We start from the raw sequence: 17,806 nt of genomic DNA on the forward strand, positions 1-17,806 counted from the left end.
GCCGGTGGACAGGCGGTGGCGGCGCAGGGTCGCATCGATCCGCAGGCGCTGCGCGATTTGCCCGATGTCGCGGCGGTCCTGTGGTGGGGCGATGCGGCGACCGGGCGGGCGATGGCCCAGGCCCTGGCCGCGCGACCGGGCCCGCTGGTGTCGCTGGTCGCGGCGGTGCCCGACCGGGCGCATGTGACGCATGAACGCCATCTGTGCGTCGACACGACCGCAGCGGGTGGGAACGCGGCACTGCTGGCGGGCTGACCGCGCCCACGTTGACATCAGCGGCGGACCCGGCCGACATGGCGCGCATGAACGACATTCGTCCGCGCGTCATCCTGCATCCCGGTCCGCCCAAGACGGGAACCTCCACCCTGCAGGCGTGGTGCCATCTGAACCGGGCGGCGTTGGCGGCGCAGGGGGTCGTCTATGCGTCGGTCGACACGCCCCGCGACCCCAAGCATCAGTGGCTGGTCCAGGGGCTGAAGCGGGGCGACGTGACCCGGCTTGCCGCCGAGATCGCCCCCCTGCGGGACGGCCGCGCCCATACCCTGATCCTGTCCTGCGAGGGGGTGATGACCAACCGGGTGCTGATCCCAGACAGCGCGTGGCAGCAGTTCCGGCAGGTCCTGACGGGCATCGACACGACCCTGTTCATGGTGGGGCGCGACATGGACGGGTGGCTGCGATCGCTGTGGAAACAGGCGCTGATCAACCCGGTGCCCCTCGGCAAGCCGCTGGCCGTCCCCGAATTCGCGGTCTTTGCCCGCGTGCCCGCCATCCGCGCAATGATAGACCTGGACCCCATGGCCGATCTGATCGCGCGGAACACCGGGGCGTCGGCGCGAGTGCTGACCCGGCTGGACGCGGATTTCATCACGGAGTTTGCCGTGCTGCTCGGCCTTCCGCCCGACGCGCCGATGCAGGACGCCCCCCGGATCAACGAATCCCTGCCCGCGGATTTCATCGCCGTCTATGCCCGGCTGGCGCGCCATGTCGATGAGGTCTGGCCCCTGCGGCTGGCGGTGTTTGCGGCGATCCATGCGATCCTGCCGACGGGCAACCTGATGGTCGCGAACGTGGCGCGACAATTCGCCCGCGTCCCGGCGCATGACCGCGACCGGGCCGTGGCGACCCTGCAGCAGGCGGTGGATGCCGTGTCATTCGACGATTCCGACCATCGCGATCTGGCATCGCGGCTTGCGTCCAATGCTGCGGCGTTGCGAAACATTCTATTGCAGGACGCGCAACCAGCCCCTAGGTGAAAGGGACGAAAGCCTGCGGAAGGGCATCAAACCCGGTGGTTTGGCCGGACTTCAAATCCGGTTGGGGCAGCGAGCCTGTCCCGGGTGGGTTCGACTCCCATTCCCTTCCGCCAGCTTTCCCCCATCCCTTATCGCGCCGCGATGGCAAGCCCGTCGGCCACGGCCGTGAACACGTCCTGCGCCGAATGGTCTGCGTCGGGAAAGGCCGCGCGCATGGTGTCGCCCACGACCGTCATCAGGCTTGAGCCCCCGACATAGATCACCCGATCGACCTGCGCCGAGGTCAGCTGGGCGCGGTGCAGCGTCTCGACCGCGCCGTCACGCAGTTGGGTCGCATGGCGCGACAGGCTGTCGGCCAGCGCCTGCCCGGCCAGCGGCGCGGACAGGCCACGCTCGACCTCGTCCAGCAGGATGGCGGCATCGGCGGCGCCGTCATTGGCGGCGATCTTGCCGCGTTCGACGGCAAAGGCCAGATCGTGGCCCAGATCATCTTCCAGCACGCGCGACAGCCGCGCCATGGCGTCGGGCTGTTCGGCAAGGCGGACCATCTCGGCCACCATGCGGCGGTTCTGGGGGGTGTTCACGAAGGGGATCTTCTCCCACGTGGCCAAGTCATTATAGATCGCGTTGGGCACGGGCGAGGTCCCCGGCCCCATCGCCTTGCGCAGGACTGACCCCCGGCCCAGCAGCGGCATCACGTGATCCAGGCTGACGGCGCGGTCGAAATCGGTGCCGCCGATGCGCACGCCGTGGCTGGCCAGGATCCGCACCCCCGCCCCCTGTCCCTGGAACAGCGAAAAATCCGACGTGCCGCCGCCCACATCCACGATCAGACCCGTGGCGCCGGGCCGCGCGGCACCGGCGGCGATGGCCGCGGCCTCGGGCTCCGGCATGAAGTCGACATCGCGAAAGCCCGCCGCCAGATAGCATTGGCGCAGATCGTCCTCGGCCTGCGCCTCTCGCGGGTCGCCGTCGCCGTGAAAGACGACGGGCCGACCCGACAGCGCGCGGTCGAAGGTCTGTCCGGTCTCTGCCTCGGCGCGGGTCTTGATGCGGTTGAGAAAGCGGGCGATCAGGTCGACGAAGGTCACCCGTTCGTTCAGGATCGTCCGCTTTTCGTGCATCAGCGACGTGCCCAGCACACGTTTCAGCGCGCGCATGAACCGTCCCTCGTGCCCGTCCAGCAGGGCGCGGTTCGCGGGCTGGCCCATCAGCGTGGTGCGGGTCTCGCTGTCCAGAAAGAAGGTCGTGGGCATGGTCGTCTGCCCCGGCTCCAGCCGGATCAGGCGCGGCGCGCCGTCGGGCGCATGCCCCGCAGCCGAATTCGAGGTGCCGAAATCGATGCCCAGGCCGTTGCCGCGCGGTGCCATGTCGGGTGCCCTGACCTGTGAATGCAAAGGCCGGGTCACTAGGCGGGGGCCGGGGCCAAGTCAAGCGCAGCCGCGCTAACCGCCCATTAGCATTTGTGCGCTAGCGTCGGCCTCTGGTCCCTGTCCCGGAGATTTCGATGCCCTTCGTTCCGCGCCTGTCCCTGCGCCAAAAGATCACCCTGACCAGCCTTGGTCTGATGACGGCCCTGGCCCTTGTGCTGGTCACGGTTCTCAGCATGGCGCAACGCCAAAGCCTGCTGGAAAACGCCCAAAGCGCGCAGCGCGTCACACTGCGCGTGCTGTCCTATGACCTGGCCGTGTATCAGAACGGATATTCGGCGACAACGGGGGCGGACGGCACCGTGGGCGACGTGATCTGGCCGCAGATCCCCGATTTCACCGATCACACGATGATCGACGATGTCGGCGGCCAGACCGGAGAGACGGCGACGATCTTCCGGCTGGATCCCGACCTGGGCCAGTTCATCCGCGTGACCACCAACGTCAAGCGCCCCGACGGCACCCGCGCCGTGGGAACGCCGCTGGATCCCACGGGCCCGGTGCATGCCGCCATGCTGGAGGGCCGGACCTATTCCGGCACGACCATGATCCTGGAACAGCCCTATCTGACGCTGTATGTCCCGGTCCGCGATCAGGCGGGCCAGATCAACGGCGTGCTCTATGCCGGCGTCGCAATGGCCGGGATCGAGGCCGTGCTGTGGCGCAACCTGACCACCGCAATCGCCCTGACGCTGGCGGCGCTGGTGCTGGCCTTTGGGTTGAACTTGGCCATGACGCGTCGTGCCCTGCGTCCGCTGTCGGCCGTCGATGCCGCGATGCAGGATGTCGCCCGCCAGCACTATGACCGCCCCATCCCCGGCACCGCCCTGCGCGATGAGATCGGGTCCATCGCCCGCAATCTGGAACAGTTCCGCGACGGTCTGGCCCAAGCCCGTGACGCCCGCCAAGCCGCCGCCGACCTGCGGGAAGCCGGCGCCGCCGAAGCGCAGGCCCAGTCCCGCAAGCAAGGCCGCATCGTGACCGATATCTCGACCGGGTTGGAACGGTTGGCGGCGGGCGACCTGACCGCGCAGATCGCCAGCCCCGCGCATGACCCCTTCCCCCAGGAATACGAGGCGCTGCGCGCAACCTTCAACACGGTCGTGTCCGACCTGGGCACCACGATGGGCCGGATCGTCGAGGTCGCGCGCCAGGTGCGCACCGGATCGGACGAGATCACCTCTGCCGCGCAGGATCTGGCCGGTCGCGCGGAAACGCAGGCCGCGACGCTGGAGCAGTCGGCCGCGGCGCTGACCGAACTGACCGCCAGCGTCCATTCCACTGCCGACCTGGCCCGAACCGCCGAGAGCGTGTCGCGGACCAACCGATCGATCGCGGAGGAGGGTCGCAGCATCGTCGGCGAGGCCATCCAGGCCATGGAAAAGATCGAGGCGTCGTCGGATCAGATCAACCGGATCATCACCGTCATCGACGACATCGCGTTCCAGACCAACCTGCTGGCCCTGAACGCAGGCGTCGAGGCCGCCCGCGCCGGAGAGGCGGGCCGCGGTTTCGCCGTGGTCGCCTCCGAGGTGCGCGGACTGGCGCAGCGCGCGTCGGATTCGGCACGCGAGATCAAGGGGCTGATCTCGGACTCCTCGCAGCATGTCCGGTCCGGATCATCGCTGGTCAGCCGTACCGGCGGCAGCCTGGAGCAGATCCTGTTGAAGGCGCGAGAGGTGTCGGACCAGGTCGCCGCCATCGCGCTGGCGGCCAGCGACCAGTCCACCGCCCTGTCCGAGATCAATTCGGGCGTGAACCACCTGGATCAGGTCACCCAGCAGAACGCCGCAGTGGCCGAGCAGACCAATGCCGCCGCCGCGTCGTTGCAGCATCAGGCGGGGGTCCTCGGATCGGCGCTGACCAGTTTCACCTTCCACCCGCCTCAGGCGCAGCGGGCGCGTGCTTCCGCGTCGCATACCTTTGATGACCCGTTCCTTGAAGTTCCGGCGGCGGGGGCACGCACGCGTTCAACTAAGATTGGAACTGCAAGAATGATGGAGTTCTGACCTCGGTCGGGACGTGCTTCTCCAAGTACGCGAAGTTGGTAAAGGCGCCGCCGGATGTCCGACGGCGCCTTGGTGGATGCTCGCGAAATCTTGACCGTTTTGCACTGAAGACGGATGGCAACGCGATTTTGCCCACCTCACGCAAAGCCTGCGGTTGTAGGAAACTGACATTAATCTAATAGAGGTGGCGCCGAGGCGTCCGCAACAATGTCCTACGGTCAGCAGGCTGGCTGTGCCTCTGCCAATCCGGCCAGATCAAGACCGCGCGCCGTTGGCGGCTGCCATGTGGGCGACGATTCGACCGCGCCCTGTGCATTCGTGCCCAGTTGCGAACCGCCTGTTCCGCCGCTCCAGCCAGTCGTGCCCGTGTTTTCTGCTGCGGTGCTGTCTTCGGATGCGTCAGGCTGGCTTGCCGGTTCGGCGATGCCTGCATCGGCCGGGCATTCCGGCGCCTCCGAAATGCCCTGCGCGGGGGCGGCCTGCGCCCAAGCGGCCCCGCCATGCAGACCGGTCGCCGGAACGGCCAAGGCCATGACGGCTGCGGTCAGCGTCAGTCGTGCGAATGGGATCATCATCGGGTGGCCTCGTCTGGATTGTACGCCGCAAAACGCCCGCACGGCCCGGCGGTTCCGAACCCCACCATTCTCATCGCACACGCTGTGGCGAAATCGTGTCCCGTGGCGGGCTGAGGCCCGTGTTTGCGCCCGGTGCGGCAACGGGACGTCAAACGGGCCATAGGCGGCGGCGTGGTTTATGTGCTATCGCCGCCTGAAATGAACTGAGGGGGCGCAGAGTCGCTGATTATGGGTACACCGAACGCAAGCACGCCGCGCCAGGCCAAGGAGTGGGTGCAGATCCTCGCCAAGTATCGCGAGCCCTCGACCCGCCGCAGCGTGTGGGAGCTGTTGGCAACGATCGTGCCGTTTCTGGCGCTTTGGGCGCTGGCTTGGGCCGCGCTGTCGGTCAGCTATTGGCTGGCCGTGCCGATCGCGCTGATTAACGGGCTGTTTCTGGTCCGCATCTTCTGCATCCAGCACGATTGCGGCCATGCTTCGTTCTTTCACAACCGCAAGGTCCAGGATTGGATCGGGCGCGGGCTTGGTGTGCTGACCCTGACGCCCTATGACGTCTGGCGCCGCACCCATTCGCTGCACCACGCGCAGCACGGGAATCTGGACGAACGCGGCATCGGCGACGTGATGACCCTGACGGTGGGCGAATATCGCAGCCGCGGGCGGTTCGGGCGGCTGATGTATCGCCTGTATCGCCACCCCCTGGTTCTGTTCGTGCTGGGCCCCAGCTATCTGTTCCTGCTGCAGAACCGCCTGCCGCTTGGGCTGATGCGGGCGGGGTGGCGGTTCTGGGCCTCGGCCCTGGGCACCAACCTTGCCCTGGCACTGATCCTGGGCACGATGATCTGGTTCGCAGGTCCGATGCCGGTGCTGCTGATCTTCCTGCCGACCACGATCGTGGCGGGGACGGTCGGCGTCTGGCTGTTCTATGTCCAGCACCAGTTCGAGGAGACGCATTGGGCCAATGGCGACGAATGGCAGCTGCACGATGCTGCGCTGGCCGGGTCGTCCCACTATATCCTGCCCCAGCCCCTGCGCTGGTTATCGGCGAATATCGGGGTGCATCACGTCCACCACCTGTACAGCCGGATCCCGTTCTATCGCCTCCCGGAAATCCTGCGCGATCATCACGAGTTGGCCTCGGCGCAGCGTCTGACGTTGCGTGAAAGCCTGCGTTCGGTGAACCTGCATCTGTGGGACGAAAAGCGCCGCCGCCTGGTGTCCTTCCGCGAGGCGCGCAGCCTTTACGGCGCCACCGCGGCCAGCTGAGGCGCCCCGCTGATCAGCTGAACAGCGCAGCCTGCCCCACGGCGTGCAGCTGAACCAGCTGCCGCAACCGGGGGCCGCGCACGAAGGCGCGGGCCTCGGCCGGGTGGCCCTGATCCTCGAACAGCTGCGGAAAGATCTGCTGCAATTCGGTCAGCGCCGCCGGCCCCATCGCGCGCAGGGCCTGCGGGCCGGGGTACAACGATTCCGTCTGCGCGCCGTTCGAGTCGACGACCTGATGGTCGTCGAACATCAGATGGCAGTAAGTCACCTGCGACACCGACATATCCACCGCGATTCCGGGCAGATCAGTCAGCTGGCAGGCCGGGGCCAGGATTTCGTCCGTGCCGAACAGCGTCCGCGCCGCCGCCGACCGGATCAGGATCCGATGCTGGCGCGACACCGACAATGGGGCCGATGGCTGGTTCAGGCCAAGCGCGCCGGCCACAATGCGGATCGGACGCAGCTTGGGATTTGCCGCCAGATCGGCCGCATCGAAACGGCGCGTGCCGATCCAGCGCAGAGGCTGGAACCCGCGGTCGCGCGTCCAGATCATGTCGCCCGGATGCAGACCGTTGACCGGGCGCGGCCCGTCGGCGGTCAGGATCAGCGTGTCCGCGGCAAAGCACATGATCTCCATGTCATGGATGTCGGGCGCAAAGGAGATCTTTGCGGCATAGACCTCCTTGGGCAGGGGGTCGGCATCGATGATCTCGACCGTGTTCAACGTCTTTACGTCCGACCATGCCGCAACACTATCCTTCGACGGGCGAAAGAACATGTCGCCGTTGCGCATCTGGATCAGGACGCCGTCCTGGGTGGTGGAGGTGTTGTCGGGATAGGTCAGCTTGTACTGCACCTTGAGAAAGCCGGTGATCTGGCTGGCGTTCTGACCGCTGCCCGTGGGGGAGTTGTACACGAACTTGCTGGCGCCGTCGGGATGCTGGTTATAGCTGGTGGCATAGGCCTCGGCCCTGCCTTGGGCGGTGTTGATCCCACGCAGTTGACCGTCCAGTTCGACCGGCTTGATCTGGTTCTGGCCGTTGACCTTGTACCCCCGCAGGCCGTCCGCCTCGGCATTGGTCGCGGGCGATCCCGGCGTGGTGTTGATCTGCGGGCGGTTGCCAATCCACATCCAGGTCACGGCGTTCATCATCTGAGCCTCCATCATGGAGCCTCAGCAATAGTCGCATCAATTCATCGCGCCAGTTTATCTTGCGTACAAGTTTAATCGCAATCCGCGCCACCGACGGGGGCCGCGTCGTTCAGGTTGGATCGTCCCGGACATTTGCGATATCGGAGAGAGCGGCTGACAATGAGGGACAACGCAAACACGCTGATCATGCCACAGCAGACGTAACCCCACAGAAAAGCGGCCAGCCACCCGAACCCCGACAAAAGGAACAGGATGGTTGATAGGATGCCGATCACGGCGGACGTTGCGATAATACCGACCAGCAAGGTTTCCTTGGCCCCTTCAAAAAGTGCCCAATCATGATAGCACCGATCGGTTCATTTGAGAAACAAGATCGACAGCGCAACGTCTGTCGGGCACCATCCAGACGAATACACTGCGCAAAACATTCAACTTTAAGGCGAAACATATCATGACCACCGAAACGGACCAGACGCTGCACCCGGACCGAATCGGCTATGTCATCAATACCTATCCCCGCCCGTCCCAAACCTTCATCCGCCGAGAGATTCGCGCGCTGGAGGCGGCGGGCCTGACGGTCGTCCGCTTTGCCATGCGACGCGACGATCAGCCCGTCCTGTCGGCCGAGGATCGGGCCGAGGCCGAACAGACCGAATACGTCCTGGACCGCGGCGCGATGGGTTTGGGAGCGGCGCTGATCCGCGCGGTGATCCGCCATCCGCGCAGCCTGATGCGGGCCCTGTCGGCGGGGAGGCGGGGCGGTCCGGGGCGTGGCCCGCTGCGGCAGGTGATCTATCTGGCCGAGGCGGCGGTGCTGGCCGATCGCTGCCGCCAACTGGGCCTGACGCATCTGCATGCCCATTTCGGGACCAATTCGGCCGATGTCGTCCGCTATGCCCGCATGCTGGGCGCGCCAGGCTACAGCGTGACCTTTCACGGCCCCGAGGAATTTGACGGCCCCCACACGCTGCTTCTGCGCGACAAGGTGGCCGAGTCGCGTTTCGCCGTGGCGGTCAGCGCCTTTGGGCGCAGCCAGCTGGCGCGGTGGACGCCGTTCGACGCGTGGGACCGGATCAAGGTGGTGCATTGCGGGATCGACCCCGCGCTGTTCGCCGACCTCGTTCCGCTGCCGCCGGGGCCGGACGCGGAACATCCGCTGCGGGTGGTCTGCATCGGTCGCTTTGCCGAACAGAAGGGGCAGGTCCTGCTGATCGAGGCGATGGCGCGCAGCACCGCACCGGTGCATCTGACGCTGGTGGGCGACGGCCCGCTGCGGGCGGATCTGGAACGCGCAATCCGGGCACAAGGGCTGGACACGCGTGTCACCCTGACCGGCTGGCTGGACGAGGCGGGGGTGCGCGACGCGCTGTCGGCGGCGCATGTCATGGCGATGCCCAGCTTTGCCGAAGGCCTGCCCGTCGCGCTGATGGAGGCGATGGCGGCTGGCCGGCCCTGCATTGCGACCCTCATCGCGGGCATCCCCGAGCTGATGGTCGACGGCCAGACCGGCTGGCTGATCCCCGCCGGATCCGAAGCCGATCTGGCCATTGCGCTGGATGCCGCCGCCCGCACACCGCGCGACCAGTTGGACCGGATGGGCGCCGCCGCCCGCACCCGCGCGCTGTCGCGCCACGACATCGCGACCGAGGCCGCGAAGCTGGCCGCGTTGTTCGCGGCCACCCGGAACCGGTAACCATGACATCATTTCATCTTTCTAAATTCATGATCAATTGGCTATGCCGCAACTCTTTCTTTGCGATAGCGTGGTTGGACGCGTATCGCTGTCATCACCATTTTCGTCGGAACGGATTATAACTATGCTGCACGGACCGTCTGTCAGCGCGGATGATCGAGAGGGCCTTCGCGATCTGCCAGCCGCCACCGACAGCCAGGCGGCCTTTCTGGCGGGCAGCGACCAGGGCGATCCGGTCCGCGCCCATATCGAACAGGTCGTTCTGGACGCCCCGTCCGACATTCTTGCCACCACCCCGTTGCGGCACGCCTGGCAGCAACTGGCCGAACGGCACGAAACGCTGCGGACGGTTCTGGTCACCGACGACACGGGCGTCCTGCGGCTGGACGTGCTGGACCGCGCAGATGTGCGCCTTGACCTTGCCGACCTGTCGGATGCCGCGCTGGACGGGTTTCTGGACGCGGACAGGGCGGCCGGCGTGGACCCGACCGAGGGGCCGGGCTGGCGCGTCACGCTGGCCGACCTGGGTACGGGGCAGGCGCGGATGGTCTGGACCATTCACCACGCGCTGATCGACGGCACCAGCATCGCGCTGGTGCTGACAGAACTGTGGCGGATCCTGGCAGGCGATCCGCTGATGGCACCCGACATCGGCTTCGTGCAGGCCATTCGCGAACGCCATCTGGACGAACCGCAGGCCCGCGCCGCCTTTGCCGCCACGCTGTCCGACGACACCGTCGCCGCGGCCTTTCCCGCGGCCCCGGCCAAGACCCACGGCCCGATGCGCCAGAGCGACCTGACCTTGTCGATGGCCGCCTCCGACGCCGTCCGCCGCCTGGCCCATGCGGCCGAGGTGACCACGCTGACGGTGGTGCAAGCCGCTTGGGCGATGCTGCTGATGCGCTGGACCGGGCGTCCGGGCGCGGCCTTTGGTCTGGTGGAATCCGGTCGCGGTCACGTGGACCGGGTCGCGGGCTGCCTGATCACCACCGTTCCGTTTCAGGTGCGGCTGGACGATATCGCCTCCTTTGGCGACCTGCTGGCGCGCCTGCGGGCGCAGACGCTGCAGCTGCGGTCGCATTCGCACGCCCGCCAGACACTGATCCGGCAATGGTCCGGTCGCCAGGGACGCGCGCCCTTGTACGACACGGTGCTGATGTATCAGCGCGGCACGCTGGCCGCCCGGCTGGCGGCCGACGGCTGCGGCTGGACCGGCGTGCGCCTGGTCGAGGAAGGCACGGCCCTGATGTCGCTGTCGGTCCATGACGAAGGCGCGCTGTGGATATCGCTGGAACATGACGCGGCCAGGCTGCCGGGGGACATGCCGACCCGTATCCTGCACCAGATGGCCAGGCTGCTGCAGGCGATGGGCAATGCCCGCCCCGACATGCCCCTGTCGGACCTGACCATGCTGGACGCGGACGAACAGGGCCGGCTGCAGGCCCTGGGCCGCCCCGACCGCCCAGTGCCCGCCACGCTTGCGGACCTTGCGTCGGCGTTCGAGGCGACGGCCGCGCGCCACGGCGACCGGACCGCGGTGACCGAGGCACAGACGGGACTGTCCGTCGATTTCCGCACGCTGGACCAGCAGGCCAATGCCCTTGCGGCGCAACTGGCCGGATGCGGCATCGGCCCGCAGGACGTCGTGGCGGTCGCCCTGCCCCGATCCGTGCGCCAGATCGCGGCAATGCTGGCCACGCTGAAGGTCGGCGCGGGCTTTCTGCTGCTGGATCTGGATCAGTCGCCCGATTACCTGTCCGGCCTGATCCGGCAGGCGCGCGCCAAGGCGATCGTCGTCCAGCAGGACACGCCGCTGTCGGCATCCGCGCCGAACGTGGTGATCGCCGATGATGCCTGCCAAGCCCACGCCCCGCCGCGTCCGGCGCTGGATGCGGACAGCCTGGCCTATGTCACCTTCACCTCCGGCTCCACCGGGACGCCCAAGGCGGTCCGGGGGCTGAATGCTGCGCTGAGCGCGCATGCCCACGCGATGGCCGACGCCTATGCGCTGACGGACCGGGACGCGGTCCTGCAATTCGCGACGCCCAGTTTCGACGTCGCGCTGGAGGAGGTCTGGCCGACGCTGCTGTCCGGCGCGCATGTCGTGCTGCGCGATGCGTCTCCCCTGGGGTCGATCCAGGGGCTGCTGGACCTGGTCCGCCGGCATGGCCTGACGGTGCTGAACCTGCCCGCCAGTTATTGGCAGCAGATGGTGGCCGAACTGCGCGATCATCCCCGGCCCTTGCCGGACAGCCTGCGCCTGCTGGTGACGGGCAGCGAGCGCGTGCCACCTGCAGCCTTCCGCGAATGGCTGCGGCTGGCACCGGGTGTGCAGTTCGTCAACGCATACGGCCCGGCAGAGGCAACCGTGACCAGCACCCTGTGGCAAGGGTCGTCCCTGACAACCGGGTCCGAGGTTCCGATCGGGCGCCCCGCCGGTCACGCCCGCATCCTTTTGCGGGCCCCCGACGGCACCCCCACACCCTTGGGCGGCGAGGGAGAGATCGTCATCGGCAGCCACGCGGTCAGCGGCGGCTATCTGGACGATCCCGAATCCACCGCGCGCGCGTTTATGGCCGACGCGGAGGGTCGCCTGTACCGCAGCGGCGATCTGGGCCGCTGGTCCACAGATGGACAGCTGATGTTCCTGGGCCGGGAAGATCGGCAGGTCAAGCTGCGCGGCCAGCGGATCGAACTGGGCCAGATCGAAAGCGCCCTGGCCGCACAGCCCGGCGTGCTGCAGTTCTTCGTCGACCTGGACAAGGGTCCACCGCCGCGCCTGCTTGGCTGGGTCGTCACCGATGACGGCACCGACGTCACGCGGATCGCACGCGATCTGCGCGACCTGTTGCCGGCCTATATGGTGCCGCGACTGATCGCGGTGGACGACCTGCCGGTGACCGCGAACGGCAAAATCGCGCGTGACCTGCTGCCCCGCCCTGCCGCCGCCGGTCCCGCGCCGGGCACCACGCAAGCGGAACCGCAGGTGCTGGCCGTGGCGGACTGCATGGCTGATGTGCTGGAGCTGCCGCATGTCGGCCCCGATGACGATTTCTATGACTTGGGCGGCGATTCCCTGCTGGCGCTGCGCCTGATCAGCCTTGTGCGGACCCGGACCGGGCTGCGCCTGCACACCGCCGACGTCATGCAGGCCCCCACGCCTGAGGGGCTGGTGCGCCTGCAGCGCACGACGCCGGACCGACCCCGTTTCCTGATCCCGACCCAACCCTTGGGCAGCCGCGTGCCGATCATCGGCGTGCATGTGCTGGGCCGCAGGCAGGCACTGTTCCGACCTTTGTCCGACGCCCTTGGCCCGGATTACCCGGTACTGGGCCTGACCATCGGCGTTCCCGAGGACGGGCTGGATATCCGGGTCGAAGCCGTCGCCCGCACCTATCTGGAGGAACTGGACCGCCACCTGCCGGGACGGCCCGTCTGCCTGGCCGCTGTGTCGATGGCGTCCTATTTCGCCTTGGAACTGGCGCAGCAATTGCGGCGGGCGGGGCGTGACGTGCCCTTGTTGGTGGTGCTGGATGCCGCGGGTCCGGGGGGCGGCCGTCGGTCCGGGGATGGGCCAAACTGCGCGCCCACCTGGGTCAGCTGCGCCGCCACGGCCTGCGCCATATCGCCGACACGCTGCAAAACCGCCGCCCCCACGACCAGCCCGAGGCGCGCGACCTGTTGCCGAACCAAGATCCGACCGTCGACATGGCCCAGTTGATCGAGGCGAACGTCCAGGCCGTGGTCCATTACGACCCTCAGCCCTACGATCGGCCCATCGCGGTCTTTCGTGCCGATGCCAGCTTCTGGGATTCGCCTGAAGGCAAGCGCCAGGGCCTTGGCTGGGCGCAGATCGCGGCGGGCGGATGGACGCTGCACGACCTGCCGGGGACGCACCTGTCGATCCTGGAGCCGGGCAATGTCGAGGTTCTTGCCGACCATCTGCGCCGGCTCGTGCCGCCGGACCCCACCGCACCCCCCTTGAAGGAGCCATGATGCAATTCGCAATCGGCGACGATCGCGTCGCTCTGACCGTGCCGGACCGACAGGCGCTGCTGTCGATCGTGGAGTCGCGTCTGGCGGCCCGCCAGGGCTTTGCGCTGGCGACGATGAACGTCGATCACTTGGAAAAGCTGCGCAGCGATGCCGATTTCCGGGCCGCCTATGCCCGGCATGACCTGATCGTTGCGGATGGAAACCCCGTGGTCTGGCTGGCGCGGCTTGGCGGGCAGCAGGTGTCGCTGGTGCCCGGATCGGACCTGGTGCAACCGCTATGCGCGCTGGCCGCGCGCCTTGATCGCGGCGTGGCCATCCTGGCCGGGACCGAGGAGGGCGGGCAGGACGCCGCCCGCCGCCTGATGGCCGCGCATCCCGGACTGACCGTCAGCCTGGTCACGGCGCCCGGTTTCCCCTTTGACCCCCACGGCGCCGAGGCGGATGCCCTGCTGGACCGCCTGAACGCCAGCGGCGCGTCGCTGTGCCTGCTGGCCCTTGGCGCACCCCGGCAGGAGATTTTGGCCGCGCGCGGGCGGACGATCTGTCCGCAGGTGGGCTTTGCATCGGTGGGCGCAGGCATTGACTTCGTCACCGGCAAGCAGCGCCGCGCCCCGCGGCTGTTCCGTGCGGCGCGCATGGAATGGCTGTGGCGCGCCGCGCTGAGCCCCAAGCGCTTGGGACCGCGCTATGTTCGCGGCGCCCTGATCCTGCCGGGCCACGCCCTTCGTGCCCTGCGTGAAAGGCCGCGACAGTCATGACCGGCATGCTTGTGATGGTGCCCTCGGTCCACGTGATGATGCGGGACGGGCAGATGTGGATGGACGACAAGTTCGTGGCCGGCCTGCACCTGTTCGCCCGTGAATGGGGCGGCCCCACGCGGGTCGTATTGCGGCAGGGGACGGGCACGCTGCCCTTCGCAAGCCCGGTGACGGCTGCCGATCTGCCCGGAGAGCTGCGCCTGATCGCGGAAGATGCGGCCATCACCGCGGATGACCTGCGCGGGGCGCGGGTGGTTCTGGGCACCGCTGACGACCATCGCCAACTGGACCTGGCGCGGCTGTGCGCCGATGTCGGCGCGCGGCTGGTCTATGCCATCGAATACCCGCTGCAGACCCGCTTGGCGGTCGCGCGGCTGGAGCTGGCGCGCCGCCCCCTGCGGCTGGCGCGGTCGGTTCAATGGCTGCTGACGCAGGAACTGCGCCTGCGCCGCGCGCTGCGGGCGGCAGACGGGGTGCAGGCCAACGGCTTTCCGGCCATGGCGGCCTATGGCGGGCTGAACGGCAACATGTGCCTGTATCTGGACAACCGGTCGGAGCGGGAGACGATGGCCACCCCGCCCGAGATGCATGCCCGCGCCGCATGGGACGGCCCGCTGCGGATCGTGCATGCCGGGCGGCTGATCGCGATGAAGGGAACCCAGGACCTGATCCCCACCGCCCTTGCCCTGCGTGGCAGAGGCATCGATTTCCGCATGGACATCTTTGGCGCGGGCGACATGCGGCAGGCCATCATTGACGATCTGGCGCGGCACGACCTGGGCGGGATCGTGCGCCTGCACGAGCCGGTCGATTTCGTCACCGGGCTGGTGCCGTGGATGCGCCAGAACGCCGACCTGTTCCTGGCCCCGCACCGGCAGTCCGACCCGTCCTGCAGCTATCTGGAGGCAATGGGCTGCGGCGTCCCGGTTCTGGGCACCGACAACCGGATGTGGTCGGAACTGGCGCGGCAATCGGGCGGGGGTTGGGTGATGCCGATGGGCCAGCCGGACAAGGCCGCCGGGATCATCGCGGGTTTGGATAGGGCGGCGATTGCCGATGTCTCGGCCCGCGCGCTGGAATTCGCGCAGACCCATGATTTTCAGGGCGAGTTCAGGCGCCGCATGGATCACCTGCGCAAGGTGGCGGCGCGGCCGACCTAGATCAGCAGCACCGCGGCCAGGATCAGGCCGGCCACGCCAAAGACCAGATCGTGCAACCCGTCATAGGCCCCGTGCTTGCGCGCGATGCGCACCAGCATCGGGTAGGCCAGGATCGCAGCCAGCGCCTGTCCCGCCAGCGCGCCCGGAATGCCCGCCTGGATGCCGCCAAGCGTGAACAGGCTGAGAAACAGCACCGCCCGCACCAGCGTGACCCAGAAGAAGCCGCGGGAATCGCCCCCGGCAAGGGCTGCCTGGTCATAGCTGAGGCCGATCAACGACGGGATCCCGGCCAGCGCGATCAGCGTCACCAGCGGCCCGGCGCTGGCATAGCGCGAGTCATAAAGCAGCACGACCAGATCTTCCCCGAACGTCGCCAGCAGCGCCAGCAGCAGCATGAAGCTGCCCGTCAGCGTGGCCCGCACGATCCGCACGCGGCGCATGTGCCCGGCACTGGGGTCCTCGAACGCGGTGCGATACAGCGGGATCATCATGCGAGAGATGACCGTCGTGCCCAGCATCAGCGGAAAGCTGGCCAGAAAGAACGCGATATTATAGATGCCCAGCTGCGTCAGCGTCAGCAGGCGTGCCAGTACAGCCTTGTCACCCTGCGAGATGACGAAGCCCACCACGGTCGACGGCATGATCCACTTGCCGAACCGCACCAACTCCGCCACGCAATCGGGGTCCCACCGGAAGCGGTTGGCCGGGCCGGGCATCCAGTAGCTGACCATCAGCACCTTGACGACCGATCCCAGAATCAACCCGATGACCAGCGCCCAGGCCGATTCCAGGATCGCCGCCAGAGCGATGGTGATGATCGTGGTGACCGCGGCGGTGGCCAGTTCGACGATGGTCAGGCGACCCATCTGCAGGTGGCGGTTCGCGGTCTCGATCTTGGTGGGCAGCAGGCCATAGATCATCGCGGTGGTCCCCGCGACGGGCAGGAACCAGACCAGTTCGGGCACGCCATAGAAGGACGCCGCCGGCACGGCCAGGATGCAGCAGCCCAGCCACAGGATCACCCCGCGGATGGCCTGCATTGTGAAGGCGGTGTCCAGGAACGTCCGGTCGTCCCCCCTGCGGCTTTGCAGGATGGCCGGGGTGATGCCCACGTCGGAGAAGTTGTTCAGGCCCTGGATGACGACCATGATCAGGGTCATCAGGCCGAACACTTCGGGGAACAGCAGGCGGGTCAGCACCAGGTTCGAGGCCAGGCGGATCGCCTGGATGCCCCCGAAGCTGATCATCGTCAGCGCCGAGCCGCGAAAGGCCCGTTGCGCAAGCCCCTGCCCGGTAAAAAGCGATCCGATCATTGCGCGCATGGCCGTCAACGCCGCCCGGTCTGCATGATGTCCCAGATTTTGTCGGCCGTACCCTCGTATGCGGCGGCGAAATCGGGATCGATGGTGTCAGGCAGCGCCAGCCCCGACGGGGGCCGCGCGCCGTAAAGGTCGGCATAGGTGATCATTGCGGCCAGCAGATAGATCGTCTCGGTCCCGTGGGGGGACAGGTCGGAATACAGGACGTCGGGGGCGATGGCGGACAGCGGTTCCTCGGACAGCAGGCGGGCCATCACACGCCCGACCGGCAGCAGGCTGATATCGGCATCGGGCCGCACCCCGGCCAGGCGGGCGACATAGTCGTCGTACCAGCGTGCATAGCCGTTCTGCGCGTGGCGGTAATACCGCTCCATCTCGCCCGGTTCGGGCGGGACATCATCGGCAAAGGGGTGCAGGTCGGCCCAGCCCTCATAGATCAGGATGCGCGGCGCATCCGTATTCTGCGCGACCCAGTCCAGCACCTCGACCGTGGCGCCATAGGGGGATTGCCGGTCGGGGTTGTCGCCCGGATAGCGCTGGTCGGCACGGTCGTACTGGATGAAGTTTTCCGGGTTCAGGATGATCGTATCGAAATTGGCTGATGCAAAGGGCTGATCCGGGTCCCAAGCCGGCGTGACCGCGTTAAAAGCCCAGTTCGCCACCGGCGGCAGTTCGGCCGCAAATTCGCGCGGAAAGCCGAACCGTCCGTCCAGGGCCAGATCGCGCCCCTCGTGCCGGGCCATCATGGCCAGCCAGTGGGGGACGGTCGTCTCGTCGGTGTCGGTCAGGTGATGGATCAGGCTGTTGCCAAAGACGAACACGCGGGCGCTGTCGCGTTCAGGCGTGGGTTCGGCTGCAACAGGCGGATGCGCGGACACACCAAGGGCGGCGATGGCGGAGAACAGGATATGCTTCATGTCGTCTCTTTCAGGCTGGTCGGTTCCGGGGCCAGAACGATGGGTCTGACGGCGGGTTTTAGCAGCAGCAGGTCCAGGACACGGCGGCGCAGCGACCGGCCCGGCAGGATCTGGCGGTCCCCCAGAACGGTCGCGCCGTGCAGGGCCGGATCGTCGTTCAACGCCAGCGCGGCGCCCAACCCCGCGATCCGGTCCGCGTCCTGTCCGGGATCCAGGTCGGGCACCCATTCAGTCACCACGATGCCGGGCAGACGGCCGCCGACCTCGACCGACA

The 17,806-nt window shown here is 67.6% G+C and carries 14 protein-coding genes, 1 tRNA gene and 1 pseudogene; 10 read left to right on the forward strand and 6 right to left on the reverse strand.

Going from position 1 to position 17,806, the window contains the following annotated elements; translation table 11 throughout:
- From TY51_RS22815 to TY51_RS15575, 3 genes are all read left to right on the forward strand, one after another.
- On the forward strand, positions 1-255 hold a 255-nt coding region (locus tag TY51_RS22815), incomplete at its 5' end, for a hypothetical protein (protein WP_042251100.1).
- Complete coding sequence (locus TY51_RS15570; RefSeq protein WP_197054795.1) at positions 204-1,256, forward strand: hypothetical protein; 1,053 nt, start codon at positions 204-206, stop codon at positions 1,254-1,256. The genes TY51_RS22815 and TY51_RS15570, both read left to right, overlap by 52 nt.
- A gap of 17 nt (positions 1,257-1,273) precedes the next feature.
- A tRNA-Sec gene (locus TY51_RS15575) sits at positions 1,274-1,369 on the forward strand.
- A 15-nt stretch (positions 1,370-1,384) separates the two neighbouring features.
- Here the strand turns inward: TY51_RS15575 and TY51_RS15580 are convergent.
- Positions 1,385-2,626 (reverse strand): Hsp70 family protein, encoded by a 1,242-nt coding sequence (locus tag TY51_RS15580; RefSeq protein WP_042251105.1) that lies wholly within the window; start codon positions 2,624-2,626, stop codon positions 1,385-1,387.
- Positions 2,627-2,763: 137 nt separating this feature from the next.
- On the opposite strand from TY51_RS15580, the gene TY51_RS15585 reads away from it, so the two are divergent.
- The gene (locus tag TY51_RS15585; RefSeq protein WP_052650322.1) at positions 2,764-4,695 is read left to right on the forward strand and encodes a methyl-accepting chemotaxis protein; all 1,932 of its coding nucleotides are present in this window, start codon (positions 2,764-2,766) and stop codon (positions 4,693-4,695) included.
- Between the two features lie 218 nt (positions 4,696-4,913).
- On the opposite strand, the gene TY51_RS15590 is transcribed toward TY51_RS15585, so the two are convergent.
- Positions 4,914-5,270 (reverse strand): hypothetical protein, encoded by a 357-nt coding sequence (locus TY51_RS15590; RefSeq protein ID WP_156118067.1) that lies wholly within the window; start codon positions 5,268-5,270, stop codon positions 4,914-4,916.
- A 228-nt stretch (positions 5,271-5,498) separates the two neighbouring features.
- Between TY51_RS15590 and TY51_RS15595 the strand changes: the two genes are divergently transcribed.
- Positions 5,499-6,536: a fatty acid desaturase gene (locus TY51_RS15595; protein WP_042251107.1), complete on the forward strand. Its 1,038-nt coding sequence runs from the start codon at positions 5,499-5,501 to the stop codon at positions 6,534-6,536.
- 13 nt (positions 6,537-6,549) lie between these two features.
- Here TY51_RS15595 and TY51_RS20435 read toward each other — a convergent pair whose 3' ends face one another.
- Entirely contained in the window at positions 6,550-7,689 is a 1,140-nt protein-coding gene (locus TY51_RS20435; RefSeq protein WP_197054796.1) for a Hint domain-containing protein, read from the reverse strand.
- 451 nt (positions 7,690-8,140) lie between these two features.
- Here TY51_RS20435 and TY51_RS15610 point away from each other — a divergent pair, with 451 nt between their 5' ends.
- The 5 genes from TY51_RS15610 to TY51_RS15630 all read left to right on the forward strand — a co-directional run bounded on the left by TY51_RS15610 (position 8,141) and on the right by TY51_RS15630 (position 15,296).
- Complete coding sequence (locus tag TY51_RS15610; protein ID WP_042251111.1) at positions 8,141-9,382, forward strand: glycosyltransferase; 1,242 nt, start codon at positions 8,141-8,143, stop codon at positions 9,380-9,382.
- A gap of 124 nt (positions 9,383-9,506) precedes the next feature.
- On the forward strand, positions 9,507-13,103 hold the full coding sequence (locus tag TY51_RS15615) for a non-ribosomal peptide synthetase (protein ID WP_042251112.1): 3,597 nt from the start codon (positions 9,507-9,509) through the stop codon (positions 13,101-13,103).
- Positions 13,091-13,378 carry a hypothetical protein gene (locus TY51_RS15620; RefSeq protein ID WP_042251113.1) on the forward strand — a complete coding sequence of 96 codons (288 nt, stop codon included), beginning with the start codon at positions 13,091-13,093 and terminating at the stop codon, positions 13,376-13,378. The genes TY51_RS15615 and TY51_RS15620 overlap by 13 nt, the downstream gene beginning before the upstream one ends.
- Positions 13,375-14,136, forward strand: a complete 762-nt coding sequence (locus TY51_RS15625; RefSeq protein ID WP_307537518.1) for a WecB/TagA/CpsF family glycosyltransferase — start codon at positions 13,375-13,377, stop codon at positions 14,134-14,136. Before TY51_RS15620 ends, TY51_RS15625 begins: the two co-directional genes overlap by 4 nt.
- On the forward strand, positions 14,133-15,296 hold the full coding sequence (locus TY51_RS15630; RefSeq protein WP_042251117.1) for a glycosyltransferase: 1,164 nt from the start codon (positions 14,133-14,135) through the stop codon (positions 15,294-15,296). Before TY51_RS15625 ends, TY51_RS15630 begins: the two co-directional genes overlap by 4 nt.
- On the opposite strand, the gene TY51_RS15635 is transcribed toward TY51_RS15630, so the two are convergent.
- From TY51_RS15635 to TY51_RS22820, 3 genes and pseudogenes are all read right to left on the reverse strand, one after another.
- The gene (locus TY51_RS15635; protein ID WP_042251119.1) at positions 15,293-16,609 is read right to left on the reverse strand and encodes an oligosaccharide flippase family protein; all 1,317 of its coding nucleotides are present in this window, start codon (positions 16,607-16,609) and stop codon (positions 15,293-15,295) included. The genes TY51_RS15630 and TY51_RS15635 overlap by 4 nt on opposite strands.
- Before the next feature lie 14 nt (positions 16,610-16,623).
- Complete coding sequence (locus TY51_RS15640) at positions 16,624-17,532, reverse strand: hypothetical protein (RefSeq protein WP_052650326.1); 909 nt, start codon at positions 17,530-17,532, stop codon at positions 16,624-16,626.
- Positions 17,529-17,806 (reverse strand): annotated as a pseudogene (locus TY51_RS22820) (hypothetical protein); the annotation flags it as partial. The gene TY51_RS15640 and the pseudogene TY51_RS22820, both read right to left, overlap by 4 nt.

This window comes from Paracoccus sp. PAMC 22219, assembly GCF_000787695.1.
Classification (GTDB): Bacteria; Pseudomonadota; Alphaproteobacteria; order Rhodobacterales; family Rhodobacteraceae; genus Paracoccus.